Genomic DNA, 24,071 nt, shown 5'->3' with positions numbered 1-24,071 from the left:
CTCTAACCGCCGAGCGATTTCACGACAGCGCGAACGGCCGCCGGATCTTGCGTCGCCGGTTTGTATTCCAGACCCACCCTGCCACGATAGCCTTGGGCATATAGCCAATCCAGCCGCTTCGTCAGATCGATATGGCCAGTGCCGGGGTCGTTACGGCCGGGATGATCGGCAACATGGAGATGGATGATGCGGTCGATTTGATCGCCGACGACCTCACGCGTATCCTCGCCCATGACGGCCGAATGATAGAGATCGTAGACGATGCCCACTTCCGGGCGGTCGACCTCATCGACGATATCGAGGCCTTCCGCGGTCGAGGACAGATAGTAGCCGGCATGGTCTATCTTTGTGTTCAGCGGCTCGAGGCCAAGCCGCACGCCCGATCCTTCGAGAATATCGGCACCGGCACGGAGGGTGGCGACGATGGCCGCCCTCTGGTCGGCACGAGAAAACTCCGCCAGATCATCGCCGGCCTGCGCGATCAGCACCGGCGCGCCGAGACGTTGGGCGACAGCAACGGACTCTCGCAACCCCGTCAGCCACGCCTCTTTGTTTGCCGGATTCGTCAGCGCGATCATCGGCTCCGCGACGAGGCCGGACACGGCAATGCCGGTCTCGGCTACGGCAGCCGTGATCGCGTCCAGGTCCTTGTTAGTCCAGTGCCAGAATTCGACCGCATCGAGCCCCGCGGCATGTGCCAGCCGGACACGATCGGCAAAGGCATCGCCGTCGCGTGCAAACAACCATTCGATACAAGCTGAAAACTGCCGCATGAGATACTCCTCCCTCAATCGGTGAGGAGCAATGCGCGAGATCGCCCATGACTGCAAGTCTCACGAACGATAATGTTGCTGTGGCGGTCGATGCATCGAAGGCTTGATGGCTTCGACATTCATTGCCGACAGCACGCGCATGTCGCGGCGGAAATCGGAAGGCGTCATGCCGGCAATATGGCGGAAGGATTTGTTGAAGGCGCTGATCGAGCCGAAGCCACTATCCATCGCCACCTGCAGCACATTGGCGCCGTCCCGCATCAGCATCGCCTGGGCGCGCGACAGGCGCAGCAGGTTCACATATTTCGCCAACGTCATGCCGGTGGATTTCTTGAAGAGGTTCATCGCGTATTTCGGATGGAGATGCGCCGCCTTGGCGATATCGACGGTATCGATGTCGTGCAGAAAATTATCGGCGATGAAATCGCACATGCGCGCCAGGCTGCGCGAGGATTGCGGATGGGCCTGATCGTTGGTCAGATTTTCCTGCTTCTCCGGCACCATGCGATAGGGCTCGAAAGCGATGCGCTCCAGGCGCAGGAGAAGTTCCGCGACGGCATGTTCGGCCTTGGCGCCGTCCTCGGACATGACATAACGATGCCATCGGGCGAAATTTTCGTCGTCTGCGGCATCGGTCGCCGAGCTTATCAGCGCCTGCCCGCGAATGAGGCGACCGGAAATATCGAGCGGCAGCCGCAGGCGGAAGAAATGCACAAGCGGCAGATGCGCGCCCGCATAGATCGAATCTTCCGACAGCTCGTCCAGCTGATGCGGTTGGCCACCCCAGAAAAGGCAGATCTCGCCGGCTCTCAAAGTAAGCTCGTGATCGCCGATGCGGTAATGCACGGTGCCGCGGACGATGTAATTGACTTCCACCTGCGCGTGCCAATGCGGCTTTGCCATCGGCAACGGGTGGTTATGAAACATCTGCAGGACGTTTGGGAGCCCTTCGACACTGCTCGCCCCCGGCTGATAAACCGCCCGTTGACCCACCTTACTTTTCGCCAAGTCGATGTTCCTTTTTTAGGAGACAGAAGCGTACCGACAGCTAGTTTAAGCGTGTTCTCTTGAGGACGGCAATTGAAAAGGGAGGATTTTCAATGCGTTTAAAACTTGCTGGAGCGACGGCCCTTGCTGCCCTGCTCGCTTCCGGTTCTGCTTTTGCTGAGCAAACCACCATTACGGTCTGGAGCTGGAACATCGCCGCATCGGCGCTGAAGTCCACAGTCGAGGGGTTCAACAAGAAATATCCTGACATCAAGGTCGAGGTTCAAGACATCGGCAACCCGCAGGTCTTCGACAAGATGCTGGCCGCTTGCGCCGCCGGCGGCGACGGCCTGCCTGACGTCATGTCGATCGAAAACCACAAGGCTTCGATCTTCTGGAACCGCTTTCCGGACTGCCTGACCGATCTCACGAAGCTTGGCTACAACGACGAGCTGAAGAAGCAGTTCCCGGATTTCAAGCGCGCCGAGCTTGAAGTCGGCGATGCCGCCTACGCCATGCCGTGGGACTCCGGTCCGGTCACCATGTTCTATCGCCGCGACATGTATGAAAAGGCCGGCGTCGATCCGGCAACGATCAAGACCTGGGACGATTTCATCGCCGCCGGTAAGAAGATCTCCGCCGCTAATCCTGGTGTGGTCATGACGCAGGCCGATCTAAACGGCGACAGCGAATGGTTCCGCATGCTCGCCAACGAACAGGGTTGCGGCTATTTTTCGAGCGACAGCCAGAGCATCACCGTCAACCAGCCCGGCTGCGTCAAGGCACTGGACAAGGTGAAGGAGATCAAGGACGCGGGCCTGATGACCGCGGCGAACTGGAACGAGAAAATTCAGGCGAACACTGCAAGTAAGGTGGCATCGCAGCTCTATGGCGGCTGGTATGAAGGCACCGTCCGCTCCACCTCGCCGGATCTCGCCGGCAAATGGGGCGTCTATCCGATGCCGAGCATGACGGCTGACGGCCCGCATGCAGCCAATCTTGGCGGTTCCTCGCTCGCAATCGCCAGTGGCTCCAAGCACAAGGAAGCCGCCTGGAAATTCCTTGAATACACGCTTGGCACCAATGAGGGCCAGGTGACGATGCTGAAGTCCTTCGGTCTCGTGCCGTCGCTGTTGACGGCGGTCAAGGATCCCTTCGTCAACGAACCGCAGCCCTATTGGGGTGGGCAAAAGGTCTGGGCCGATATCCTCGCCACCCTGCCGAAAATCCACCCGAGCCCAGGTACCCAGTATTTCAGCGACGCCGATGAGATCATCAAAGCCGTTCAGACGAAATATCTTGCCGGCGGATATCCAAACGGCAAGGCTGCGCTCGACGACGCGGCCCAGCAGATCGCCTCGGCGACGGGCCTGCCGCTCGCGAAATGATTGACACCACCGGGCGTGCCTCCCAAGCCGCGCCCGGCATCCCCGCCGCTCTAGAATCAAAGAAGCAGAGCGCGGCGTCGTCCGAAAATCGCCTACACTTTTCGGCGTCACGCTCTAGAGGGCGGCGGGGATGTGATGTTACGCATCATTTTTCTGCGCATAAAGGAGAAGGCTTTCATGCGGTTGCGAAACCGGAGCGCCTATGCGTTCCTTGCACCCTATCTTCTGGTATTCGCCGCTTTCTGGGTCTGGCCGATCATCGATTCGTTTCTGATCTCGTTCCAGAATACCCGTGTTAATCCGTGGACCTTCAATCTGTCGCTCAATTGGGGGCGGCTGTTCGGTGATCCGGCATTCTACAACGCGCTTGAAAACACGTTGATTATCCTGATCGTCCAGGTGCCGGTCATGATCACACTCGCCACGGTCATGGCGGTGCTGCTGAACTCACCGCTGTTGAAGGCCCGTGGCATTTTCCGCTTCGCTTTCTTCGCGCCCGTCGTCGTTGGCGAGGTCGCCTATGCCGCGGTCTTCCGCCTGATGTTCAACGTCGATTTCGGCATCATCAACAAGCTGCTCGGCAGTGTGGGCATCGCGCCGGTGTCGTGGTTCGCCGATTCCCACGCCGCCATGGTGCTCATCGTTATCGCCGTCACCTGGCGCTGGGCGGGTTACAACGCCATCATCATTCTGTCCGGGCTGCAATCGATCCCGGAGGATGTTTATGAGGCCGCAACCCTCGACCGCGTCAGCCGCTTCAAGCAGTTCATCCATATCACACTGCCACTCCTGAAGCCGATCATCCTATTCTGCGTGGTCCTGTCCGTCATCGGCACCATGCAGCTCTTCACCGAACCATATCTGATCACCAACAGAGGCGGCCCCGGCGGCGGGACGGAAACGCTCGGTCTGCTGCTCTATCGCCAGGCTTTCCAGTCGACCAACTTCGGCTATGCCTCGGCGATCGCCTATACGATGGCGGCGCTTGCGGTCGTCATCTCTCTTCTCAATCTCTGGGTGGGGCGCGAACCGAAATGAAATCAAAATCCAGATCCACTCTGATCCGCTCGATCGCCTTGCATGGCCTGCTGGCGCCGCTCGCCATCATCTGGCTGTTTCCGCTCTGGATGATGTTCGTCTTCTCCACCATGCCCGATTACGGCATTTTCAGTCCCGGTATCATCCTGACACCGTCGACGGGTTTCATGGACAACTTCCGGAACCTGCAGGCCGACACCAACTTCGTCGGCGCGATGACGATCTCCATCGTCGTTGCGGTCATCTACACCTTCCTGTCGGTGCTGCTGACATCGATGGCCGGATGGGCGCTAGCGCGCTATCAGTTCGCCGGCCGTTCGGGCGTCATCGGCATCATCCTCGGCACCATCACGCTGCCCTACTCCGTCGTCATCATTCCGCAATTCATCATGGTGGCGCGCGATTTCGGGCTGGCGAACACATGGGTTGCGCTGATCGTGCCGCCGCTCTTCAACTCACTCGGCGTTCTCTTCATGCGTCAGGCTTTCTCGATGATGCCGGGCGAACTCTTTGATGCCGCCCGCGTTGAGGGCGTCAAGGAATGGCAGATCTTCCTGCGCATCGCCCTGCCGCTCGCAAGGCCGACGATGGCAGCACTCGCCATCATCCTGTTCCTGGCTTCCTGGAACAACTATCTCTGGCCGCTGCTCATCAACTCCCGGCCGGGGATGATGACAGCGCCTGTCGCGCTCGGAACGCTGATCGGCCTCACAAGGGTCTCCTGGGGCGGCATCATGGCCGGTGCCGTAATGCTGACGGCACCGATTCTCATCATCTTCGTTCTCCTGCAACGCCACTTCATCGCCGGCATTGCCGCCGGCGCAATCAAATAATTCCGGGAGATCCGTATGGCTGAACTTTCTCTCACCAATATCGTCAAACGCTATGGTTCGCTGGAAATCATCCACGGCGCCAATCTCGAGGTGAAGGACGGCGAATTCGTCGTCTTCGTCGGGCCGTCCGGATGCGGCAAGTCCACGCTGTTGCGCATGATCGCTGGGCTGGAGGATATTTCCGGCGGCGAGCTCAAGATCGGTGGCCGTATCGTCAATGACGTGGAACCGGCCGATCGCGGTATCGCCATGGTTTTCCAGTCCTATGCCCTCTACCCGCATCTGACCGTCGAGCAGAACCTCAATTTCGGGCTGCGCATGAACGGCAATCCGAAGGCCGATACCGACCGCCGCGTCAAGCAGGCCGCCGAGATCCTGCAGATTACGGAACTCATGCAACGCCGGCCGAAGCAGCTTTCCGGCGGCCAGCGCCAGCGCGTCGCCATCGGCCGCGCCATCGTGCGCGAGCCGCAGATCTTCCTGTTCGACGAGCCGCTGTCCAACCTCGATGCCGAGCTGCGCGTGCAGATGCGCGTCGAAATATCGCGCCTCCATAAGAAGCTCGGCACGACGATGATCTACGTCACCCACGACCAGACGGAAGCCATGACGCTTGCCGACAAGATCGTCGTGCTACGCGGCGGCAATATCGAGCAGGTAGGCGCGCCGCTGGACCTTTACGACGACCCGGCCAACCAGTTCGTCGCAGGCTTCGTCGGCTCGCCGAAAATGAACTTCCTGCAGGCCGAAGTGGCTGACAATCAGCAGGGCCGCATCGCCGTCGTGCTCAAGGGCCAGCGCAACATCCGCCTGACGTTGCCCGCCTCCTCGGCAAAGGTGGAAGTCGGCCAGCCGGTGACGCTCGGCGTCCGCCCGGAACATTTTCTCGAGGCCGGACGCGGCGATGTGGACATGACCGTCGATGTCGATGTCGCAGAGCATCTTGGCAATACCAGCTACATCTACGCCAATATCGAAGGCGGCGAGCAGATCGTCATCGAGCGCGAGGAATCCCGCAACACGGGCAACCGCGACAAGCTCACCGTGGCGCTCTCGGCGACAAAGACATTCCTGTTCGACAGCGCCGGCAACCGATTGCGATAGGCGCTGCCAATCCTCCCAAGACAGCATGCAGATTTAGAAAGGATCGTTCCATGACTACTGAGACACCAATCCGCTGGGGCATCATCGGCCCCGGCAGGATCGCACAGACTTTTGCCGATGGTATCGCCCATTCCCGCAGCGGCAAGCTGGTGGCCATCGCCAGCCGCAACCCGGACAAGCCGGGTCTCGGCGACGGTTTCCCGGGCGCGCGCATCGTCAATGGTTATGAAGCCCTGCTCGCCGACAAGGAAATCGACGCCGTCTACATCGCCACGCCGCATACCGGCCACGCCGAATGGGCGATCAAGGCGATCCGTGCCGGCAAGCATGTGCTCGTCGAAAAGCCGATCGCGCTTTCTGCCTTCGATGCCGAAGCTATCTATTACGAGGCCAAGAAGGCCGGTGTCTTCGCCGGCGAAGCCTTCATGTATCGCGTCCATCCGCAGACGGCGAAACTGATCGAGCTCGTCAAGAGCGGCGTGATTGGCGAGTTGCGCATCATCCGCACCTCCTTCGGTTTCAACATGGGTAAGGTCAATCCGGAACACCGGCTGTTTGCCAATGAGACTGCCGGCGGCGGCATTCTCGATGTCGGCGGCTATCCGGTCTCTATGGCCCGCCTGATTGCCGGCGCGGTCGACGGCAAGCCGTTCCTCGATCCGGAAAAGGTATCGGGCGTCGGCCATCTCGGTCAGACCGGCGTTGACGAATGGGCCTCCGCCGTCCTGAAGTTCCCGAACGACATCATTGCCGAAGTGTCCTGCTCCATCATGGCCAATCAGGACAACACGCTGCGCATCATCGGCTCCGAAGGCCGTATCGAGGTCAAGGACTTCTGGTTTGCCTCCGGTCACAAGGGCGGTGTCGGCAAGATCGAAGTCATCAAGGGCGGCGAGACCCAGACGATCGAAGTCAAGGAAGATCGCTGGCTCTATTCCTTCGAAGTCGATGCGGCCGGCGATGCCATCGGCGCCGGAAACAAAGAATTCGCCTATCCCGGCATCAGCTGGGCCGATTCGATCGGAAACCTCAAGGTGCTCGACCAATGGCGCGCATCGATCGGCCTTGAATATAGTATCGAGAAGGCAGCGAAGCGCACGAAGAACATCGCCGGCGGGACCGTCACCAAGGGCAACAGCATTCCGAAGCGCAGCATTCCCGGCATATCCAAGCCGGCATCGCTTGTTACGCTCGGCTTCGAATTCTTCCCAAATTTCGCAGCCGCCTCGCTGACGCTCGACGCCTTCTATGAAGCCGGCGGCAATGCCTTCGACACTGCCTATGTCTATGGTGGCGGCAAGACGGAGAGCATCTTCGGCGACTGGCACACCAGCCGCAGCGTGCCGCGCGAGGAGATCGTGCTGATCGGCAAGGGTGCGCATTCACCACTCTGCTATCCGGATGTGATCGCCAAGCAGCTCGACCAGTCCCTCAACCGCCTAAAGACCGACTATGTCGATATCTACTTCATGCACCGCGACAATACCGACGTTCCGGTCGGCGAGTTCGTCGATGCCATGGATGCCGAGGTGAAAGCCGGCCGTATTCGCGGCATCTTCGGCGGCTCGAACTGGACGCGCGCCCGCTTCGACGAGGCGATCGCCTATGCCGAGAAGAACGGCAAGACGGCACCGGCTGCCCTTTCCAACAACTTCTCGCTGGCGGAAATGCTCGACCCGATCTGGGCCGGCTGCATCGCCGCCTCGGACGATGAGTGGAAGGCCTGGCTCAATGCCAAGCAGATCCCGAACTTCGCCTGGTCGAGCCAGGGCCGCGGCTTCTTTACCGACCGCGCCGGCCGCGACAAGCGCGACGACGAGGAATTGGTCCGCGTCTGGTATTCCGACCGCAATTTCGGCCGCCGCGATCGGGCGATCGAACTGGCGCAGAAGCTCGGCCGCAACCCGATCCATATCGCGCTTGCCTATGTCGTCGCACAGCCCTTCCCTGTGATACCGCTGATCGGACCGCGCACGATCGCCGAGCTGGAAGACAGCCTCTCGGCGCTCGACATCAAGCTGACGCCAGAGCAGGTGAAGTGGCTCGAGGGCTGAAACGGGGCGGCCGGCTGATGACGTTCACGGTCGGCCGCTGAGCTTGGATATACGAAATGAAAGCAGCCCATCCGAAATGCCGGATGGGCTGTTTTCATATGGGAAGAGCCCACTGCCGCGCACCTCCTTCTCCCCGAGGGGAAAGGTGCCGGTAGGCGGATGAGGGGGATTCGCCCGGAGCATAAAGGCTAATGAGTCGAGGCGATTAGCCCCCTGATCCGACCCTTCGGGCCATCTTCTCCCCGAGGGAGAAGGGATTTACGGCAGGTAATGCGCCATACAATCGCCGCGAGATCAAGCGGCAAAATCGAATGTCTTCTCATCAGCCCCTTCGAGCCGCAGCAGATAGGCCTTGCGTTCGAGACCGCCGGCGAACCCGCGCAAATCACCAGCCGATCCCACCACGCGGTGGCAGGGCGCGATGATCGAGATCGGGTTGCGGCCATTGGCGGCACCGACGGCGCGGATCGCCTTGGCCGAGCCGATCTCGGTCGCGATCTGGCGATAGCTGCGCGTCTCGCCGAAGGGGATGGCGAGCAGCGCCTGCCATACCTTCTGCTGAAACTCAGTTCCGGCAAAATCGAGTGGCAGATCGAAAACCTGTCGTTCGCCGGCGAAATATTCACGGAGCTGCCGCTCGGTTTCCACGAGCACCGGATGGCTGTCATCCTCAGTCACGATGAGCAAGGGCACACGGCCTGGGCGATCATTGTCCCAAAGGATCGCGGCAAGTCCATCATCGCTGCCGACGAGCTTCAACGCGCCGACGGGCGAGTCCATGATCCGATAGACATACTGCTTTTCCGCATTTTTCGAGGCTTTGGTCATGCCGATATCCTTTCTTTGAATTGCGCTCATGGCATCGGGCGAGATTGCCTCTGATGGAGCGCTTATGCCCCCATAGGACCTCAAATGACCGTCGCCAACCACCCGAAAACGGACGGCGGGCAGGAAAATCCCGGCATTTCCGGATTCATGTGCTCAGCCGCAAGATGACGCAACCTCCATGCGCATGCTTGGGGAATGGGCTGGAATTGTGTAGAATCGGCGAAGAGACAGATCGCCAGCTTGCGGAACCCGATATGACAGTTCGCCCGCCGCGCAATTTCAATCCATCGCAGACAAACGAGACCGGCCTCGGCATTCTCGAATATGAGATGATGTCGGAACGCGCCAGTACGCTCGGGCATCACGGCATGAAGGTGGAAGCGGCGCTTGCAGCCTTGCAGGAGGGCGAGGCCAAGGGCAAGGAGGGCGTCGAACACGAGCGGCTGGTGGATATCGCGGCGCAAGCCGTCTGGGCCATGTTCATCCATCGCGAGATCTGCGGCCTGCGCAACGGCCGTGACGTCATCCAGCGCTATGGCATTCCCAACAAGGTGCTTGCGCGCCTCGGCGCCAGCCCGAGACATCTCTAAATATTAGGATTTCAGGATCGCCTGGAAGCGCGGATCGAAGGCATGGCCGATCGGCTCTGCCGCCGCACCGCGCGCCACGGCCCAAGGATCGGTCATGCCGAGCTGGAGGCGCGGCAGCAATCGATCGGGACGATCGGCATTGGAGGGCAGGAGCGGCTGCATCGCGGCCATCAGCCTAGTTGCGAGCGCCGGGGGCGCGCCACCGCACAAAATCACCGTCTGCGGATCGAAGATGGTTTCGATGAGCTGCACGCTCCAGCGCAGGTCGATCGCCGCCCTTTCGATCCAGGCGAGAATATCTGGATCGTCGGCAGCGGCCCGTTTGTCTATCAGCGAATAGATATCCGGCGCCATCGGATCGAGGCCGAGGTGATCGTAGAGTGAAGCCAATGATGCGCGATGCTCCAGCTGGGTCTGTTTCCCGCCTGATGTCAGCAGCGCCATGCCGATTTCGCCGGCATTGCCATGCGCACCGCTATAGAGCTCACCACCGAGGATGAGCCCGGCACCGATACCATAGCCTACATAGAGGCAGACGGCATGGTCGAGGCCATGTGCAGCGCCGACCATGCGCTCGGCGGTCGCGCAGGCCGCGGCGTCATTCTGCAGGGTAACGTTAAGGCCGGTTCCGACCGACAACGTTTCCAGCAGCGGAAAGCGCTGCCAGGCGCCCATCATCCAGGGATTGTCGGCATCCTCCTGCTCGATACCAAACGGGCCTGGCATCGCGACACCGAGGCCGACGAGGCGCTTCTCCGCCTGAGCCGCTCGCTGCTTCAATTCGCTGCGCACGTCCTCCACGAGCTGCAAGACGATGGGCGTACCTGTCGCCGGTCCACCTCCCGGCAGGTTCGCTTCCTTGCGTATCAGCACATTGCCGACGAGATCGACGGCGATGGCGCGGGTGATGTGACGGTCGATCTGCAGGCCGATGGCGCAGGCGCCTTCCGGTACAAGACCGTAGGGCGTCGAGGGCTGACCGCGGCCGCGGCGCACCGTTTCCCTTGATGTGACGAGACCGTCGTTTTCCAGCTCCTCCATGATGTTGGAGACGGTCTGTTTCGTCAGGCGGGTGGCGCGCGCGAGATCTGCGCGGGAGAGCGCACCATTGAGCCGCAAGGCGTCGATGATCACCCGCCGGTTATGGGCGCTGGTCCCCTCGTGGTTCGTTCCGCTGGTAGCCCTGATCGGGCGAATATCGTGCATCCGCTTTTGCCCTCTTGACAGCAATAGAATATTGAAGAACAAATTAGTCAAGACAATTGACTTAAAAGAAACCACAGAGTTTCACCAGGGAACTTAAGCGACGCTCCGATCAATGTTCGGCAGCCAGCCCGGCCAATTGCCTGCTCGACAACCGATGGCGACGTCAGCCGCCTTTGGAAAAATCGCGTGACTGTCAAAAACTGGAGGATGGAATGTTGAAATCATTGAACAAGACATTGCTGGGCGCAGCGCTGATCGGCGTATCCTTCGCCTCGCACGCCCTTGCCGAAACGACGATCAATGCCCTCTTCATGGCGCAGGCTGCCTATAGCGAAGCCGATGTGCGCGCGATGACGGATGCCTTCTCCAAGGCCAATCCGGACATCAAGGTCAACCTCGAATTCGTCCCTTATGAAGGCCTGCACGACAAGACGGTGCTGGCGCAGGGATCTGGCGGCGGCTACGACGTCGTGCTCTTCGACGTGATCTGGCCGGCCGAATACGCGACCAACAAGGTTCTGGTCGACGTTTCATCGCGCATTTCGGACGAGACGAAGAAGAACGTGCTGCCGGGTGCATGGACGACGGTGCAGTATGACGGCAAGTACTACGGCATGCCGTGGATCCTCGATACCAAGTACCTGTTCTATAACAAGGAAATCCTGGAAAAGGCCGGCATCAAGACGCCACCGAAGACCTGGGACGAACTGAACGAGCAGGCCAAGATCATCAAGGACAAGGGCTTGTTGGCAACGCCGATTGCCTGGAGCTGGTCACAGGCCGAAGCCGCAATCTGCGACTACGCCACGCTCGTCAGCGCCTATAAGGGCGATTTCATCAAGGATGGCAAGCCGGACTTCCAGACCGGTGGCGGCCTCGACGCACTGAAATACATGGTCACCAGCTACAAGTCCGGCCTGACCAACCCGAACTCCAAGGAATTCCTTGAAGAAGACGTTCGCAAGGTCTTCGAAAACGGCGACGCCGCCTTCGCGCTGAACTGGACCTACATGTACAACATGGCGAACGACCCGAAGGACAGCAAGGTCGCAGGCAAGGTCGGCGTCGTGCCGGCACCGGGCGTTGCCGGCAAGAGCGAGGCTTCGGCGGTGAACGGCTCGATGGGTCTCGGCATCACTACTGCCAGCAAGCATCCGGACGAGGCCTGGAAATACATCTCCTTCATGACCTCGCAGGCAACGCAGAACCAGTATGCGAAGCTTAGCCTGCCGATCTGGGCATCGTCCTACAGTGATCCGGCCGTCACCAAGGGTCAGGAAGAACTGATCGCGGCCGCAAAGGTCGGCCTCGCTGCCATGTATCCGCGTCCGACGACGCCGAAATATCAGGAACTGTCAACCGCACTTCAGCAGGCGATCCAGGAATCGCTGCTCGGCCAGTCTTCTCCGGAAGACGCACTGAAGTCTGCTGCCGACAATAGCGGTCTCTGATAATCTCATCGGGCGGCGCCAATCGCCGCCCGCCTCTAATTTCCTCCATGAAGAATGAAAGAAGGGGCCTGCCATGTCCGGCACCTCCATGACAACTCGCGCCTGGCTTTTGATGCTGCCACTGCTTGTGGTGATGATCGCCGTCATCGGCTGGCCCCTCGTCGACACGGTCGGCCTTTCTTTCACCGATGCGAAGCTTGTGGGAACCGGCGGCAATTTCGTCGGTATCGACAATTACGCGAAGATGTTGGCGAACTCCAATTTTCAGCGCACCCTGATTACCACGGCGTGGTTCGCGATCGTCTCCGTTGCCGCCGAAATGGTGCTCGGCGTGCTGGCTGCCCTGCTGTTGAATCAGAATTTTAGGGGTCGCGGCGTGCTGCGTGCACTAATGATCCTGCCCTGGGCGTTGCCGACCGTCGTGAACGCGACGTTGTGGCGGCTGATCTACAATCCCGAATATGGCGCGCTCAACGCAGCCCTCACCCAGCTTGGCCTCATCGACGCCTACCGCTCCTGGCTCGGCGAACCGGGCACGGCGCTGACAGCACTCATCGTCGCCGACTGCTGGAAGAATTTCCCACTGGTGGCGCTCATTGCACTTGCCGCCCTGCAGGCGGTACCGCGCGATATCACCGCCGCGTCGCTGGTCGATGGCGCCGGCCCCTTCAAGCGCTTCCGCTTCGTCATCCTTCCCTATCTTGTGGGACCGCTGATGGTGGCGCTGGTGCTGCGCACCATTGAGGCTTTCAAGGTCTTCGATATCATCTGGGTGATGACACGCGGTGGGCCGGCAAACAGCACGCGCACTCTATCGATCCTCGTCTATCAGGAAGCCTTTTCCTTCCAGCGAGCGGGGTCGGGCGCATCGCTTGCCCTCATCGTCACGCTGCTGGTCACGCTGCTTGCCGCCGCCTATGCCGCCCTTGTCCGCAAAACCGCAGGGAGTGCCGCCTGATGGAACGCCAGAGCCCGCTCTTCACCTGCTTCATCTATGTCTGCGCCATCCTGCTCGCCGTCGTGATCCTGGCGCCAATCGCCTGGCTCTTCATCATGAGCATTTCGCCGGCTGCCGATCTCGCCGCCAAGCCGCTGCGCTGGTGGCCGCAGACGGCGGACTTCTCGCGCTATAAGCTGCTGCTGTCGACGCTGGAAAACAGTGAGGGCGCCGCCTTCACCTCATCGCTGCGCAACAGCATCGAGGTGGCCGGCATGGCGACCATCGCAGCCATTGCGCTCGCCATTCCTGCCGGCTGGGCCGTATCGCGCACGCCATCTGTCGGATGGTCGCTTTCTATGGTCATCGCCACCTATATGCTGCCGCCGGTGGCGCTTGCCGTGCCGCTCTATATGGGGCTTGCCCATCTCGGCATGCTCAACAACGTTTTCGGCTTGGCGCTCGTCTATCTGACGATCCTCGCGCCATTCACGACCTGGCTGATGAAATCCGGCTTCGATTCCATTCCGAAGGAGATCGAGGCTGCGGCAATGATCGACGGCGCTGGGCTGTTCCAGACGCTGCGAATCATCACGTTGCCGCTTGCCATGCCCGTGATGGCGACTTCGGCGCTTTTTGCCTTCCTGCTTGCCTGGGATGAATTCTTCTATGCGCTGCTCTTCACGTCAGACCAGCGCGCCAAGACCCTCACCGTCGCCATCGCGGATCTCGCCGGCGGTCGTGTCTCGGATTACGGACTGATCGCGACTGCCGGCGTGCTCGCCGCCCTGCCCCCGGTGCTGATCGGCCTTGTCATGCAACGCGCCCTGATCTCGGGCCTCACCAATGGCGGCGTCAAGGGATGACCATGACCCAAGAGAAAACCCGCCCCGAAGGCCTTGCCGCCATCGACCGAGAAATGGCCCGCCAGCATGCCGATGCGCTTGCCTCCTTCGAGGCTGCCGCCGACATGGCCGCCAAGGCCGCCGCCTCGCTGAAACGCACCGGCAGGCTGCTGCTGCTCGGCATGGGCGGTTCCCACGCGGTCAATCGCGCCGTCGAGCCGCTCTATCGCGCCGCCGGCATCGATGCGATCGCCCTGCCGCTTTCTGAACAGCTCGGCCAGCCGCTATCGCTGGAGGGCCGTACGATCTTCATGACATCGCAATCCGGCGAAAGCGCCGAAGTGCTGCGCTGGTTCAACGAGACGGGCGGCACCGCCGAGACTTTCGGCCTGACACTGGAAAGTAGCTCCTTCCTCGCCAAGACCGCGCCTTCTCTTGTCGGCGCCGGTGGCACGGAGCTTGCCTTTGCCGCTACACGCAGCCTCACGGTCACCTTCGCGCTGCATCTGGCTGTATTCGCCGCCCTCGGTCAGGATCCGGCGCCTGCGTTTTCCGTGCTTCGCGCGCCCGAAACGCTCGATATCAAGCCGGCGCTTGCGGCTCTCGCCAATGTGGCGACGGTTGTAACCTCCGGTCGGCGTCTACAGGGTATTGCCGAGGCTCTGGCGCTCGGACTTACCGAACTTTCGCGCCGCCCGTGCTTCTCGCTCGAAGGCGGCCAGCTGCGCCATGGCCCGATGGAAATGCTCGGGCCTTCGATCGGCGTCGTTCTCTTCCGTGGCAATGATGCGACGGCTGGTCTCGTAACGGCCATGGCTGTTTCCGCGGTGGCAACCGGTGCGCCCGTGATCGTCTTCGATGGCTCCGGGGAAGAACCGGTTCCCGGTTGCGTCACCCTGCGCTTCAAGCCGGAAACCGGTCTTGCGGCGATCTTCCAGATGCTGCCTGTCGCCCAGTCGCTGATGATCGCCTTTGCCGACGAGCGGGTGGAGAATGCCGGCACGCCGGTGCGCTCCACCAAGATCACCCGGAGCGAATGAATGAAGCCGCTTGCAGTCATCGGCAACGTCAATATCGACCTGATCCTCGGGCCGGCAGCGCCGTGGCCGAAAGCCGGCACCGAGATCATTGTCGATCACGACGAGCTGCGCGTCGGCGGCCAGGCTGGCAATAGCGCCCTTGCCTGGGAGGGTCTCGGCGTTGATTACGAGATCGCGGCTAATGTCGGCAACGATCAGTTCGGCCGCTGGCTCAGCGAAGCCTTCGGCGCGCGCAGCAGCAAGTGGCCCGTACGACCGGAGAGCACGACGCTCTCGGTCGGCATTACCCATCCCGATGGCGAGCGCACCTTCTTCACCACGCGCGGCCACCTGCCAAGGTTCAATCTCGATGACGTGTTTACGGTTCTCAATGGCGAGAAGCTTGCCGGCGGCTATGCACTGCTCTGCGGCGCCTTTCTGACCGAAGATCTTACACGCGACTATGACGCGCTGTTCAACTGGGCCGACAAGCATGGAATCACAGTCGCGCTCGATACCGGTTGGCCGCTCGACGGCTGGACCAAGGAGAATTGCAATGCCACGCGGCGTTGGCTCTCCCGCTGCGGAATCGCGCTGATGAACGAAGTTGAAACGACGACCTTAGCCGGCATAGATGATCCCGCGGAGGCTGCGCGCGCGCTCCATGCACTGATGCCAGAAGGCGCGATCTTCGTCGTCAAGCGCGGTCCGGACGGCGCGATCGCCGTCGATGCCGACGGCGTGCTGGCTTCGGCCGCAGCACCAAAGGTCACCGTCGTCGACACGATCGGCGCCGGCGATGTCTTCAATGCCGGCTTCCTGGCCGCCCTTGCCCGCGGCGAGCCGCTTGCGGCCTGCCTTTCGGCCGGGACCGCGGTCGCGTCCCGCGCCATTTCCACATTGCCGCGCAGCTACGGCCCGGCTCAAGCATCCGAGGAGGCCGTTCAATGAGCGCGCTCGAAATCCAGAACATCCGCAAGAGCTACGGCGAAGTGGAGACGCTGAAAGGCATCGATATTTCGCTTGAAAGCGGCGAATTCCTGGTGCTGCTCGGCTCGTCTGGCTGCGGCAAGTCCACGCTGCTGAACATCATCGCCGGGCTCGCCGAGGCGACCAGCGGCGATATCCGCATTGGCGAACGTTCCGTGCTCGGTGTGCATCCGAAGGACCGCGACATCGCCATGGTGTTCCAGTCCTATGCGCTCTATCCGAACCTCTCGGTCCATCGCAACATCGGCTTCGGGCTGGAGATGCGCAAGGTGCCTGCGGCGGAACGCGACAAGGCAGTGCGCGAGGCGGCGAAGCTCTTGCAGATCGAGGCGCTGCTGGAGCGCAAGCCAAGCCAGCTTTCCGGCGGCCAGCGCCAGCGTGTGGCGATCGGCCGTGCCCTGGTGCGCAAGCCGGAAGTCTTCCTCTTCGACGAGCCGCTCTCCAACCTCGACGCCAAGCTGCGCATGGAGATGCGCACCGAGCTGAAGCGCCTGCACCAGATGCTGAAGACCACCGTCGTCTACGTGACGCACGACCAGATCGAAGCGATGACACTCGCAACCCGCATCGCCGTGATGCGGGACGGACGGATCGAACAGCTCGGCACGCCGGACGAAATCTACAATCATCCGGCAACACTCTATGTCGCGACCTTCGTCGGCGCGCCGCCGATGAACCTTTTGAACGCGACTGCCGATCACGGTTTGCTGCGCATCGACGGAACATCGATCACGCTGCCGATGCCGGCGACGAAAGCTGGGATCAGCCAAGGACAGCAGCTGGTGATCGGTATCCGGCCGGAAACGCTGCGCCTCGAGGAAAGCGGCAAGCTTGAGGCCATCTGCGAGGTCGCGGAACTCACAGGCCCCGAGCTCATCGTGACGGCGCAAACCGGTTCGCAGCGGCTGATGGCCTGCCTGCCGCCGCGCACCGCGATTGCCGAAGGGCAGACGCTCAAGCTCGCCTTCGATGCCAGCGCGCTGCATCTCTTCGATCGCGCCACCGGCCAGCGTTGCGAGTAGACCTTTCGAATACAGATAATGGTCGCCGAGGATGGCGCCCGCGATCTCGGAGATGGTGCGATGGGGATTCCTATCATCAGCAGCATGGAAGGAGGCGGCATGGCGCATATCATGCCGATCTGCCCCATTTCGCCCGACATTTCGCGACGGTAGCCCTCAGGGCCGGACAGCATTCCATCTTAAGGAATAATTAAGAAACCCTGCTCAACCCTATAAAAATATTCAATAATTTTTCAATATTTTTGAATCCTGCAATGTACCCGCAATTCTCACCGGCAAAATGACCAGCATCTCCTGACGTTGATCCGCTCCCAAGACGGACAGCACCGGAGAACAACAGGAACCGATGTCCGGTTCTCCAACGCAAACAGAGACCTTGCGAGCGCCCAGGGATGGTGCACGGGTTTCGTATGGAGTTAGCAATGTCGCTCAGCGCAAAATCTATTCTGTTCGCGGCTCTGGCCATGACGGCCGCGTCCAACGCTTCCGCAGCCGATCTCACTACCTATCAGGCCCCGGATGCCGGCTATGACCGGCCGCCGGCTTTCCAGTGGAGCGGCGCCTATTTCGGCGCCCATGGCGGTATCGCCTCGCCGAAATTCAACCCTTTCGCCAGCGGCAAGGGCCTGACCGGTGGCGTGCAAGCCGGCTACAATTTCCAGGTAGGACCAGGCATCGTCGGCGCCGAGCTGGAGGGCTCATACCTCGGAAACAACGAGATACGCGTACCAAACGGCAGGGTGGAAGAGCGCTTCCGGGGTGCTGCCAAGGCGAAGGCCGGCCTAACCTTCGATCGCACGCTCGTCTATGGCACGGCGGGTCTGACGATGACGAAGTTCGAAGGCGGCAGGGGCGTTTCCACCTCCGGCGGCTGGAAGCAGGGCTATCTCGTCGGCGGTGGCATCGAACAGGGCTTCGGCGGCGGGCTGTCGGCCAAGATCGAATACAACTACGTCATGACCAACGACGTCTCCACGACGACATCGAGCGGTAAGTCGAAGACCGATCTGCGTGACCATGTCATCAAGGCCGGCCTGAACTATCGCTTCTGATCGCCGATTTGCAGAGGTCGGCACGCCTTTTCAAGCCAGGACGTGCCCGACGGAGAGCGGCGGAGGATGGTTGATCAAACCCCGAATCGGTCCCTTCGCCGCTCTTATTCATGAAAATCAGCCGCTTCGTTCGCACGCAATCGAACCAGCCATAGTCACTGCGTCTCGCATGATCGGCGGCCTTGCCGTTGCTCGAAAGTTGACCAACAATGCTGGTGAAGAAGCACAGCGGAACGATGACCGCTCCGCCGAAGGATCGGCAGTATGAGAAACCGAGCCCCCTGGTTCCATGTCAAAGCATACGGCTACGGAGCCGGCCTGCCTTGCCGTTGGCAGGGTTGGATCGCGCTTGTTATCTATGCGCTGGTGCTGATGGCCATTATCTTCGTCGGTGGACCTCATGCGGATAGTCATCCAATCGGCTATGCCGCGGCAGTCATCTTCCCGACTGCATTGCTGATTTCCGTTGCCTGGTGGAAAAGCGATGCCCCATGGCGTTGGCGATGGGGCAAAATTGACAAACCAGGCCGGGATTGAGTTGACCCCTTGCGAGCAGCGGAATCATCCGACTTCCACAAGGCAGCCAGAGGGGTTTATTCGCATTCGAGCGAAGGTTGGCGAAAACTCGTCACATACCAATCGGAACCGGGGCCTCGGGTATAGAAGGTGTAGAAACATTCCGTATGCTCGACATAGCCCGGCGTTTCGGTGACTTCATAACGCTTGCCGCGGCGCGTATCCCGGATTTCGCCGCTGGATTGGCCTGGCACCACCTGCGTCTTCTCCTTGCGCCACTGATAGGCACGCGCACCCGGCCCCAGATCATAGACATTATCCGGCGGACCGTAATCCAGCATCACGCTGCTGATCGGCGCGCCGACATAGCTCTTCATGATCTGCGAGGCACAGGCCGACAGGATCAGCAGGACTGCAAGCGCAGCAATCCCGTGAGGGAGCCGCTTCATGCGAATGGCAATCATAGGAACGTCCTTTGCAGCTAAAGGGAGATCGCGGACAGGGGTACGGCTCATGGGTTACGGCAGCATTGCGCTTTGCCGCATCAGCCGCTTTTTTGTCGTGCGCCCAAGGATTTGGCGGATGCCTTCCTTGCGGAAAGGCTGCGCCAGTTGGCCGAGAAAGCTTTTCGACGGTCGATCAGGATGGAAATAGGTGCCGAACAGCCGCTTTAATATCAGTCATTCTCTTCACCGTCTGTTCTTCTGCTGCTCTTGGAACGCGGCGTGTAAAATCTGAGAATAGATTCTTTTTCTCGACTTGAATTCAATCGCTGGATGCGGAATGTTACATTCCTACAGCATTTCATAGCTTTAAATACTTAGTGCCGCCGCGTTATTCACCTTCCCACCATTTCAAGGGATTCGTTATGCGTGCATTGATATTCCTGATGCATATTCCCTTACTGGTAACTTCTTGTGGCGGATTACAGGTCAAGCGCGTTACGTCGCGCGACCAATCTGGTATCCGCTACTGACGGCCCGCACCGTATCTGGCCCTTGTTGAAACCAAGACCGACAAGACCGTAATCTGCGACGTGAAGGCATTCTATTTGCCCGACAAGACCGAGGAATACGCGATCACGATCTCAGCGGGCATGGGCGCGATCAAAGCCACCCCTACCCTCACCGATGGCTGGAACCTAACCAGCCTTAGCACCGACGTTGACAGCAAGACGAACGAGAACATCACCGCCATTACAGGCTTGCTCAAGGAAGCGGCCGGGATAGCTAGTCCAAAACATGACTTTGCTCCACATCCATCAGCCCCGACAAAATGCGAGGGCATTTTCAGGTGGAGTATGACCAATCCGGCAACTTCAAGGGTTTCAAAAGATACCGTTGGCCATCAATTGACGCGACCGGAGAGCGAATATGAGCTTGCAAGGGCACGTCGATGCTATCAAGCGGCACATGCGCAAGGCGGAACAGGCCGACAACCGACAAGACCACGACAGGGAATTGCATCACGCCCGGATCGCCAATCGCAACCTTTGTAGGGAATGCGAGGCAAAAACGGAAAAACAAGTCCAGCGGGATAGCCGTGAAGCTTACAGCATCTGGAAATATGGCGTTCCCGGTCTCTAGCTGGTGCCGGTAGCGGGACTCGAACCCACACTCATAACGCAGCGGATTTTAAGTCCACCGCGTCTACCAATTTCGCCATACCGGCACAGGATCAAGCTACCACAGGAAAGCTCCGCGTGACCAATCTTTGATATCGCATTGCATGCGGAGTGACTGGCAGCGTCAGTATTTGGGCACAAAGACAATCCAAACCAGAGCCCTTATGGCGTCGTGTAAGAACGGAAGCGAACCTCGGCACGATCCGTTTTCATCGAGGAACATTGTAGAATCCTACAATTGACCGCGAACTCATACTTTGCGAGTAGCGAGAGGGCCGGAATGCCGATGATATCCGCCGCGATGGCCACGTAAGGCCTCGGAAAACACGAGGAGACGACGCATGTCTCAAGACAAGTCATTCACCTTCTACACCTATTCGCGTGCCAATAGTGACGAAGATCGATGGAAGCACACTGGCATTCCGGATATCTTCTTTCACGATGAAGAGGAAGCGCGCGAGGCGCTTCACGAGCTGCGCCGCGACGTTATGAGCGATTACGCGGATGACTGGTGGCCGATGCAACTGGAGAAGATCGAAACGCTGCCCATCTCACGGGACAGCATCTTTGCACTGCTGAACGATGGTGTCGGCGCCTTCGTGAAGAGCTATGAGATCATCGACATTATTGACTGATTTGGCGCTTCGCTCCCCCCCCAAAGGCAAGGGGCGGTTCCCGAGGCTGCGCACTGCGTTTGCGCGCTTGCCGCGTGGCCCCTTGCCGTTGCTTCCCCCAGACATCGCCGGTCAGGCAGGGGTGCAGGAGGATTCTTGCACCTGTCTTTCTGATTTCGACTTTTTCCAACGATTGGGTAAAGTGTAGTGATGAAAGAGGCTCTATTTCCAAGTGTAATTACCCACACCTATGATCCGGGTAGTCCCTTTCGAACATTTGCGACTTGGCGCCGGATGAGGCGGAGGCGGTTTTGGACCGCATTCGGCAAGCCGGCGTGCGAAAGATCAAGCCGACATATCTTGCACGGCGCTGCGAAACCGAAGAATGGCTTATCCGGGAACGCCGCCGTCTCTTAGGTAATACTCGACGCGAACGGCCGGTCTACTGCTTCCTTGGCAATTTCGACGACGGCCTCGATCTCACACGGCCAAACGCGCTTGTCATGCCACTTGTCGCTTTTCCGGCTGAGGTGCTCACCTTCACCTATCCGGATAGTATGGCAAGCCTTCCTTATGTAATCCGGGAAGATCTTACCGCCGACCGACGTCCATGCCATGGGCGCGTATTCACTTTTGAAGAGGATAAAACCATCGTGAAGGAACACGGGATGCCGGGCCCAACTGGGCGCTTTATCGAAGTACAGGTTTGGGACGAGCGACCAATCTTGGAATTCCGGTCATCAAGGGTGTCCTGAATCGCTTCGGTAGCGAGCCGTTTACTCTGTGGTGGGATCAAAGTACGTGTCTGCCTGGCTTCGACATGCCGGACAGGCCGACGATGCGCTTTTCCGCCTTTACACAAGCATCCTCGTACTGGACCTCATGGGCGAATATGGCCATATCTCAAACGGGAACGAGACTCAATCGACACCAGCAGGAGAAGCAGCGCTACGGCTTGCGCTCGAACATAATCTGAAGCTGGCACGGTTGTGAGCGTTTGAGCGGGCGCGCTTCATTTCAAACAGAAGTTTCCGCAATCCGAAAGGCGGCTACAGCTCCAGAGGCCACCGTTGATGAGCGTGCATGACGGTCAGAATCTCGATGTCCTGGCCGACCCGGTAGGGAATGATATAGGGAATATCCGCTAGCACCACTTCACGCGTGCCCTTGATACGACCGGCACGCCCCGTCGCCGGAAACTCCGCCAGCATATCAACAGCCGACACAATGCGCGCGACAACACGCGCAGCAGCGCCCGGATCGTCTTTCTGGATATACTCGCCAATCTGATCAAGCCGCCGCAACGCTCGCAGCGTCCAGCGGATGCGTTTCCGACTCATGATTGACGGGCTGACTTGACGTACTTGCCGACAACCTTCGCCACATCATCATCACTGGCAAATTCGCCCCGGTTGGCTTCGGCCAACCCGGCCTCAATCTCTGCGAGCTGCCACTCCTCGCGAGCGACATAGTCCTCAATCGCCTGAGCGGCCATATACGAGCGGGAGCGGTCGAGCTTTTCCGCGATCTGGTCAAGCTTGCTGGCGGTCTCATCTGAGACGCGAACGGTGAACGCTGTCATGGCACCTAACTTTCCTTGGTTCACTATAATTATTGGTGAACCAATGCGGTTCGTCAAGGTTCTGCTAATGTGAGAAGGCTTTCAATTGATAATAGATTCCGATCATGGGATTTCTGACCCGGTGACCGGATAGGGACTTTTCTCTCTTTAAGGCCCGCCAAGCGGGCTGACAAATCGGCAAGCGATTTGTGACGACACCCGTTCGGGTGTCTTTACCAAACCTTGCGGACCCGGCATTCGTGGTAGGACGGCGGTCCCGCCGTCCTAGGCACCTTCCGTCCGCGACTGCCACGCTTGGGCTTCGGGAATTGATGAACGCGGTATCAAGCGAGGTCTTGATGTGGGCCGCGTAGAATTTTTCAATCATTTCGACGCTGGTGCGGCAATTTTTGGCAATCGCATAAACATCAGCACCTTCCATGAGACGCAGGCAGATATAGGTATGACGTAGGCTGTAAGCTGTTCGCGGCTTGCCGTCCCGGTCCAACTTAAGGTTCTGCGCTTCAAGAAGATTATTGAACATCTTGAGATAATTGCCGGGGAACAGCAGATCGGTCGGTTGCGGAGCCTTAACGACGATCTCGCCGCCCTCTTTATCCTTCCCGCGAACCGGCTTTAGCCGGTCGCGCAAGCGCTCATAGGGCTTCACCGCACCCGGCATAGATTTGCACCAACCGATCCCGCGCTTGCCGCGCACCTCGATTTCAAGAATGCGTTCACGGCTATCGGGATCTTCGACAATGGTCACGTCGCGATGCTGGAGCTGCTTGGCCTCATCCGGGCGCAAGTCCGTGTTACCCATGAACAGGACGAACTCATGCAACTGCTCGGCTTCCCAACGGAAGTGCGGGTTCTTCGGCTCCTGGCATTCTGGCGCGTAGCCTCGTAAAGCTGCTTGTATTCGACCGGGCTGAACCAAGGCCGGTGCGTAATTTTGCCCTGTGTCTTGTAAGGCGGCGACAGATCAGGAAGATGGGTGAGCCACTTGTGGCGGATCGCCGTTTTCAGGACCTGGCGCAACGTGCCGACTTCGTCGTGAAGCGTGCTGCGAGCCGGAGGCTTGCCAGTCACCGATCCCGAGATCCGGTGCACGCGGTAGTCTTGAACGGTCCCGGCATTGATCTCGGAAAGCCCCATCTTGCCGAAGAACGGGACGAGGTGCAGCCGCAGGCGGATACCGTGGCCCTCGATCCATTTGGGGCTTCGCTGGCCTTCGGTGATCACACCATATTCCTGCTCAAACTTCTTGGCAGCCTCGGCGAAGGTGGTCTCCGATTTCAGGATGCCCGCCGCTGACTTGCCGCGCAGGCCGAGATACCAGTCTTCGGCAAATGCCTTCGCCTGCTAAAGCCCCGTTTCCTTGGTGCTGGTGCGATACTGGCGGCCCTTTACGGAGGCCGAGCAATGCCACGTCAGCCCCCCGCGCCGGTAGACGTTGACCTTTCCTCCGAGGATTTCGTGGCTCGCCATAAGGGCCCCCGTCGATCACATGGGAGGCCGACAAAGTATTGATAGTCTTTGTAAATATTGGTTGCGGGGGCAGGATTTGAACCTGCGGCCTTCAGGTTATGAGCCTGACGAGCTACCGGGCTGCTCCACCCCGCGTCACCAGCGTAAG

General features: G+C 59.8%; 28 protein-coding genes and 2 tRNA genes. 19 read left to right on the top strand and 11 right to left on the bottom strand.

Translation table 11 applies throughout. The features are described 5' to 3' along the window. Positions 1 to 2: 2 nt before the first annotated feature. Both FBZ97_RS32405 and FBZ97_RS32400 read right to left on the bottom strand, forming a co-directional pair. A complete protein-coding gene (locus tag FBZ97_RS32405; protein ID WP_145324233.1) occupies positions 3 to 773 on the bottom strand; it encodes a TIM barrel protein in 771 nt (256 codons plus the stop codon). A gap of 60 nt (positions 774 to 833) precedes the next feature. Beyond that, a complete protein-coding gene (locus FBZ97_RS32400; RefSeq protein WP_233788792.1) occupies positions 834 to 1,787 on the bottom strand; it encodes a helix-turn-helix domain-containing protein in 954 nt (317 codons plus the stop codon). Between the two features lie 86 nt (positions 1,788 to 1,873). Here FBZ97_RS32400 and FBZ97_RS32395 point away from each other — a divergent pair, with 86 nt between their 5' ends. The 5 genes from FBZ97_RS32395 to FBZ97_RS32375 all read left to right on the top strand — a co-directional run bounded on the left by FBZ97_RS32395 (position 1,874) and on the right by FBZ97_RS32375 (position 8,177). Then, positions 1,874 to 3,148, top strand: a complete 1,275-nt coding sequence (locus FBZ97_RS32395; RefSeq protein ID WP_069615354.1) for a sugar ABC transporter substrate-binding protein — start codon at positions 1,874 to 1,876, stop codon at positions 3,146 to 3,148. Positions 3,149 to 3,325: 177 nt separating this feature from the next. After that, the gene (locus FBZ97_RS32390; RefSeq protein WP_069615394.1) at positions 3,326 to 4,186 is read left to right on the top strand and encodes a sugar ABC transporter permease; all 861 of its coding nucleotides are present in this window, start codon (positions 3,326 to 3,328) and stop codon (positions 4,184 to 4,186) included. Beyond that, a complete protein-coding gene (locus FBZ97_RS32385; protein WP_069615353.1) occupies positions 4,183 to 5,019 on the top strand; it encodes a carbohydrate ABC transporter permease in 837 nt (278 codons plus the stop codon). Before FBZ97_RS32390 ends, FBZ97_RS32385 begins: the two co-directional genes overlap by 4 nt. Before the next feature lie 15 nt (positions 5,020 to 5,034). Next, complete coding sequence (gene ugpC, locus FBZ97_RS32380; protein ID WP_113354163.1) at positions 5,035 to 6,123, top strand: sn-glycerol-3-phosphate ABC transporter ATP-binding protein UgpC; 1,089 nt, start codon at positions 5,035 to 5,037, stop codon at positions 6,121 to 6,123. Between the two features lie 50 nt (positions 6,124 to 6,173). Next, positions 6,174 to 8,177 carry an aldo/keto reductase gene (locus FBZ97_RS32375; protein WP_113332421.1) on the top strand — a complete coding sequence of 668 codons (2,004 nt, stop codon included), beginning with the start codon at positions 6,174 to 6,176 and terminating at the stop codon, positions 8,175 to 8,177. 294 nt (positions 8,178 to 8,471) lie between these two features. Here FBZ97_RS32375 and FBZ97_RS32370 read toward each other — a convergent pair whose 3' ends face one another. Beyond that, positions 8,472 to 9,005, bottom strand: coding sequence for a methylated-DNA--[protein]-cysteine S-methyltransferase (locus FBZ97_RS32370; protein WP_113332434.1), 534 nt, complete (start codon positions 9,003 to 9,005; stop codon positions 8,472 to 8,474). Positions 9,006 to 9,259: 254 nt separating this feature from the next. On the opposite strand from FBZ97_RS32370, the gene FBZ97_RS32365 reads away from it, so the two are divergent. Beyond that, positions 9,260 to 9,595, top strand: coding sequence for a DUF6665 family protein (locus FBZ97_RS32365; protein ID WP_113332422.1), 336 nt, complete (start codon positions 9,260 to 9,262; stop codon positions 9,593 to 9,595). Between the two features lie 3 nt (positions 9,596 to 9,598). On the opposite strand, the gene FBZ97_RS32360 is transcribed toward FBZ97_RS32365, so the two are convergent. Then, positions 9,599 to 10,801 (bottom strand): ROK family transcriptional regulator, encoded by a 1,203-nt coding sequence (locus FBZ97_RS32360; RefSeq protein ID WP_113354164.1) that lies wholly within the window; start codon positions 10,799 to 10,801, stop codon positions 9,599 to 9,601. Between the two features lie 212 nt (positions 10,802 to 11,013). Here FBZ97_RS32360 and FBZ97_RS32355 point away from each other — a divergent pair, with 212 nt between their 5' ends. The 8 genes from FBZ97_RS32355 (at position 11,014) to FBZ97_RS32320 (ending at position 18,654) form a co-directional block, all read left to right on the top strand. Next, positions 11,014 to 12,252 carry an extracellular solute-binding protein gene (locus FBZ97_RS32355; RefSeq protein WP_113354165.1) on the top strand — a complete coding sequence of 413 codons (1,239 nt, stop codon included), beginning with the start codon at positions 11,014 to 11,016 and terminating at the stop codon, positions 12,250 to 12,252. 73 nt (positions 12,253 to 12,325) lie between these two features. Beyond that, on the top strand, positions 12,326 to 13,210 hold the full coding sequence (locus FBZ97_RS32350; RefSeq protein WP_069615347.1) for a sugar ABC transporter permease: 885 nt from the start codon (positions 12,326 to 12,328) through the stop codon (positions 13,208 to 13,210). Continuing rightward, the gene (locus FBZ97_RS32345; protein WP_113332426.1) at positions 13,210 to 14,055 is read left to right on the top strand and encodes a carbohydrate ABC transporter permease; all 846 of its coding nucleotides are present in this window, start codon (positions 13,210 to 13,212) and stop codon (positions 14,053 to 14,055) included. Before FBZ97_RS32350 ends, FBZ97_RS32345 begins: the two co-directional genes overlap by 1 nt. Further along, positions 14,052 to 15,074: an SIS domain-containing protein gene (locus FBZ97_RS32340; protein WP_113354166.1), complete on the top strand. Its 1,023-nt coding sequence runs from the start codon at positions 14,052 to 14,054 to the stop codon at positions 15,072 to 15,074. Before FBZ97_RS32345 ends, FBZ97_RS32340 begins: the two co-directional genes overlap by 4 nt. Continuing rightward, positions 15,075 to 16,004: a PfkB family carbohydrate kinase gene (locus FBZ97_RS32335; RefSeq protein ID WP_113354167.1), complete on the top strand. Its 930-nt coding sequence runs from the start codon at positions 15,075 to 15,077 to the stop codon at positions 16,002 to 16,004. Continuing rightward, on the top strand, positions 16,001 to 17,065 hold the full coding sequence (locus FBZ97_RS32330; protein ID WP_113354168.1) for an ABC transporter ATP-binding protein: 1,065 nt from the start codon (positions 16,001 to 16,003) through the stop codon (positions 17,063 to 17,065). Before FBZ97_RS32335 ends, FBZ97_RS32330 begins: the two co-directional genes overlap by 4 nt. Positions 17,066 to 17,487: 422 nt before the next feature. Continuing rightward, entirely contained in the window at positions 17,488 to 18,117 is a 630-nt protein-coding gene (locus FBZ97_RS32325) for an outer membrane beta-barrel protein (protein ID WP_113354169.1), read from the top strand. A gap of 264 nt (positions 18,118 to 18,381) precedes the next feature. Further along, on the top strand, positions 18,382 to 18,654 hold the full coding sequence (locus tag FBZ97_RS32320; protein ID WP_113354171.1) for a hypothetical protein: 273 nt from the start codon (positions 18,382 to 18,384) through the stop codon (positions 18,652 to 18,654). 56 nt (positions 18,655 to 18,710) lie between these two features. Here the strand turns inward: FBZ97_RS32320 and FBZ97_RS32315 are convergent, their stop codons facing one another. Beyond that, on the bottom strand, positions 18,711 to 19,097 hold the full coding sequence (locus tag FBZ97_RS32315; protein ID WP_145324235.1) for a hypothetical protein: 387 nt from the start codon (positions 19,095 to 19,097) through the stop codon (positions 18,711 to 18,713). Positions 19,098 to 19,684: 587 nt separating this feature from the next. On the opposite strand from FBZ97_RS32315, the gene FBZ97_RS34570 reads away from it, so the two are divergent. Continuing rightward, entirely contained in the window at positions 19,685 to 20,131 is a 447-nt protein-coding gene (locus FBZ97_RS34570; protein WP_145324237.1) for a hypothetical protein, read from the top strand. Between the two features lie 89 nt (positions 20,132 to 20,220). Here FBZ97_RS34570 and FBZ97_RS32305 read toward each other — a convergent pair. Beyond that, positions 20,221 to 20,304: transfer RNA gene (locus tag FBZ97_RS32305), tRNA-Leu, on the bottom strand. 294 nt (positions 20,305 to 20,598) lie between these two features. Here FBZ97_RS32305 and FBZ97_RS32300 point away from each other — a divergent pair. The 3 genes from FBZ97_RS32300 (at position 20,599) to FBZ97_RS32290 (ending at position 21,864) form a co-directional block, all read left to right on the top strand. Then, positions 20,599 to 20,892: a hypothetical protein gene (locus FBZ97_RS32300; protein ID WP_113354174.1), complete on the top strand. Its 294-nt coding sequence runs from the start codon at positions 20,599 to 20,601 to the stop codon at positions 20,890 to 20,892. Positions 20,893 to 21,182: 290 nt separating this feature from the next. Then, a complete protein-coding gene (locus FBZ97_RS32295) occupies positions 21,183 to 21,626 on the top strand; it encodes a hypothetical protein (RefSeq protein WP_145324240.1) in 444 nt (147 codons plus the stop codon). Positions 21,627 to 21,672: 46 nt separating this feature from the next. After that, positions 21,673 to 21,864 (top strand): hypothetical protein, encoded by a 192-nt coding sequence (locus FBZ97_RS32290; RefSeq protein WP_113354176.1) that lies wholly within the window; start codon positions 21,673 to 21,675, stop codon positions 21,862 to 21,864. A 56-nt stretch (positions 21,865 to 21,920) separates the two neighbouring features. Here FBZ97_RS32290 and FBZ97_RS32285 read toward each other — a convergent pair whose 3' ends face one another. The 3 genes from FBZ97_RS32285 to FBZ97_RS34640 all read right to left on the bottom strand — a co-directional run bounded on the left by FBZ97_RS32285 (position 21,921) and on the right by FBZ97_RS34640 (position 23,276). After that, the gene (locus FBZ97_RS32285) at positions 21,921 to 22,211 is read right to left on the bottom strand and encodes a type II toxin-antitoxin system RelE/ParE family toxin (protein WP_113354177.1); all 291 of its coding nucleotides are present in this window, start codon (positions 22,209 to 22,211) and stop codon (positions 21,921 to 21,923) included. Then, positions 22,208 to 22,453, bottom strand: coding sequence for a CopG family ribbon-helix-helix protein (locus FBZ97_RS32280; protein ID WP_113354178.1), 246 nt, complete (start codon positions 22,451 to 22,453; stop codon positions 22,208 to 22,210). Before FBZ97_RS32280 ends, FBZ97_RS32285 begins: the two co-directional genes overlap by 4 nt. Before the next feature lie 64 nt (positions 22,454 to 22,517). After that, positions 22,518 to 23,276: a site-specific integrase gene (locus FBZ97_RS34640; RefSeq protein ID WP_197044237.1), complete on the bottom strand. Its 759-nt coding sequence runs from the start codon at positions 23,274 to 23,276 to the stop codon at positions 22,518 to 22,520. 149 nt (positions 23,277 to 23,425) lie between these two features. Between FBZ97_RS34640 and FBZ97_RS34925 the strand changes: the two genes are divergently transcribed. Further along, the gene (locus tag FBZ97_RS34925; protein WP_233790163.1) at positions 23,426 to 23,749 is read left to right on the top strand and encodes a hypothetical protein; all 324 of its coding nucleotides are present in this window, start codon (positions 23,426 to 23,428) and stop codon (positions 23,747 to 23,749) included. A 48-nt stretch (positions 23,750 to 23,797) separates the two neighbouring features. On the opposite strand, the gene FBZ97_RS35100 is transcribed toward FBZ97_RS34925, so the two are convergent. Next, entirely contained in the window at positions 23,798 to 23,923 is a 126-nt protein-coding gene (locus FBZ97_RS35100; protein WP_267904028.1) for a hypothetical protein, read from the bottom strand. Positions 23,924 to 23,981: 58 nt separating this feature from the next. Further along, positions 23,982 to 24,058: transfer RNA gene (locus FBZ97_RS32270), tRNA-Met, on the bottom strand. Between the last annotated feature and the right edge of the window lie 13 nt (positions 24,059 to 24,071).

This window comes from Rhizobium sp. ERR 942 (assembly GCF_007828395.1).
Classification (GTDB): domain Bacteria; phylum Pseudomonadota; class Alphaproteobacteria; order Rhizobiales; family Rhizobiaceae; genus Rhizobium; species Rhizobium dioscoreae.
This window is presented reverse-complemented; position numbering and strand designations above follow the sequence as displayed.

Bases quoted from the DNA above. Each gene is read 5' to 3' on its own strand.
- FBZ97_RS32365 (WP_113332422.1), top strand. From the start codon at position 9,260: ATGACAGTTCGCCCGCCGCGCAATTTCAATCCATCGCAGACAAACGAG.
- FBZ97_RS32375 (WP_113332421.1), top strand. From the start codon at position 6,174: ATGACTACTGAGACACCAATCCGCTGGGGCATCATCGGCCCCGGCAGG.
- FBZ97_RS32340 (WP_113354166.1), top strand. From the start codon at position 14,052: ATGACCATGACCCAAGAGAAAACCCGCCCCGAAGGCCTTGCCGCCATC.
- FBZ97_RS32280 (WP_113354178.1), bottom strand. From the start codon at position 22,453: ATGACAGCGTTCACCGTTCGCGTCTCAGATGAGACCGCCAGCAAGCTT.
- FBZ97_RS32385 (WP_069615353.1), top strand. From the start codon at position 4,183: ATGAAATCAAAATCCAGATCCACTCTGATCCGCTCGATCGCCTTGCAT.
- FBZ97_RS32330 (WP_113354168.1), top strand. From the start codon at position 16,001: ATGAGCGCGCTCGAAATCCAGAACATCCGCAAGAGCTACGGCGAAGTG.
- ugpC (WP_113354163.1), top strand. From the start codon at position 5,035: ATGGCTGAACTTTCTCTCACCAATATCGTCAAACGCTATGGTTCGCTG.
- FBZ97_RS32390 (WP_069615394.1), top strand. From the start codon at position 3,326: ATGCGGTTGCGAAACCGGAGCGCCTATGCGTTCCTTGCACCCTATCTT.
- FBZ97_RS32405 (WP_145324233.1), bottom strand. From the start codon at position 773: ATGCGGCAGTTTTCAGCTTGTATCGAATGGTTGTTTGCACGCGACGGC.
- FBZ97_RS35100 (WP_267904028.1), bottom strand. From the start codon at position 23,923: ATGGCGAGCCACGAAATCCTCGGAGGAAAGGTCAACGTCTACCGGCGC.
- FBZ97_RS32285 (WP_113354177.1), bottom strand. From the start codon at position 22,211: ATGAGTCGGAAACGCATCCGCTGGACGCTGCGAGCGTTGCGGCGGCTT.
- FBZ97_RS32345 (WP_113332426.1), top strand. From the start codon at position 13,210: ATGGAACGCCAGAGCCCGCTCTTCACCTGCTTCATCTATGTCTGCGCC.
- FBZ97_RS34925 (WP_233790163.1), top strand. From the start codon at position 23,426: ATGGGTGAGCCACTTGTGGCGGATCGCCGTTTTCAGGACCTGGCGCAA.
- FBZ97_RS32335 (WP_113354167.1), top strand. From the start codon at position 15,075: ATGAAGCCGCTTGCAGTCATCGGCAACGTCAATATCGACCTGATCCTC.
- FBZ97_RS32325 (WP_113354169.1), top strand. From the start codon at position 17,488: ATGTCGCTCAGCGCAAAATCTATTCTGTTCGCGGCTCTGGCCATGACG.
- FBZ97_RS32320 (WP_113354171.1), top strand. From the start codon at position 18,382: ATGAGAAACCGAGCCCCCTGGTTCCATGTCAAAGCATACGGCTACGGA.
- FBZ97_RS32360 (WP_113354164.1), bottom strand. From the start codon at position 10,801: ATGCACGATATTCGCCCGATCAGGGCTACCAGCGGAACGAACCACGAG.
- FBZ97_RS32315 (WP_145324235.1), bottom strand. From the start codon at position 19,097: ATGATTGCCATTCGCATGAAGCGGCTCCCTCACGGGATTGCTGCGCTT.
- FBZ97_RS32395 (WP_069615354.1), top strand. From the start codon at position 1,874: ATGCGTTTAAAACTTGCTGGAGCGACGGCCCTTGCTGCCCTGCTCGCT.
- FBZ97_RS32355 (WP_113354165.1), top strand. From the start codon at position 11,014: ATGTTGAAATCATTGAACAAGACATTGCTGGGCGCAGCGCTGATCGGC.
- FBZ97_RS32300 (WP_113354174.1), top strand. From the start codon at position 20,599: ATGTCTCAAGACAAGTCATTCACCTTCTACACCTATTCGCGTGCCAAT.
- FBZ97_RS32370 (WP_113332434.1), bottom strand. From the start codon at position 9,005: ATGACCAAAGCCTCGAAAAATGCGGAAAAGCAGTATGTCTATCGGATC.
- FBZ97_RS32350 (WP_069615347.1), top strand. From the start codon at position 12,326: ATGTCCGGCACCTCCATGACAACTCGCGCCTGGCTTTTGATGCTGCCA.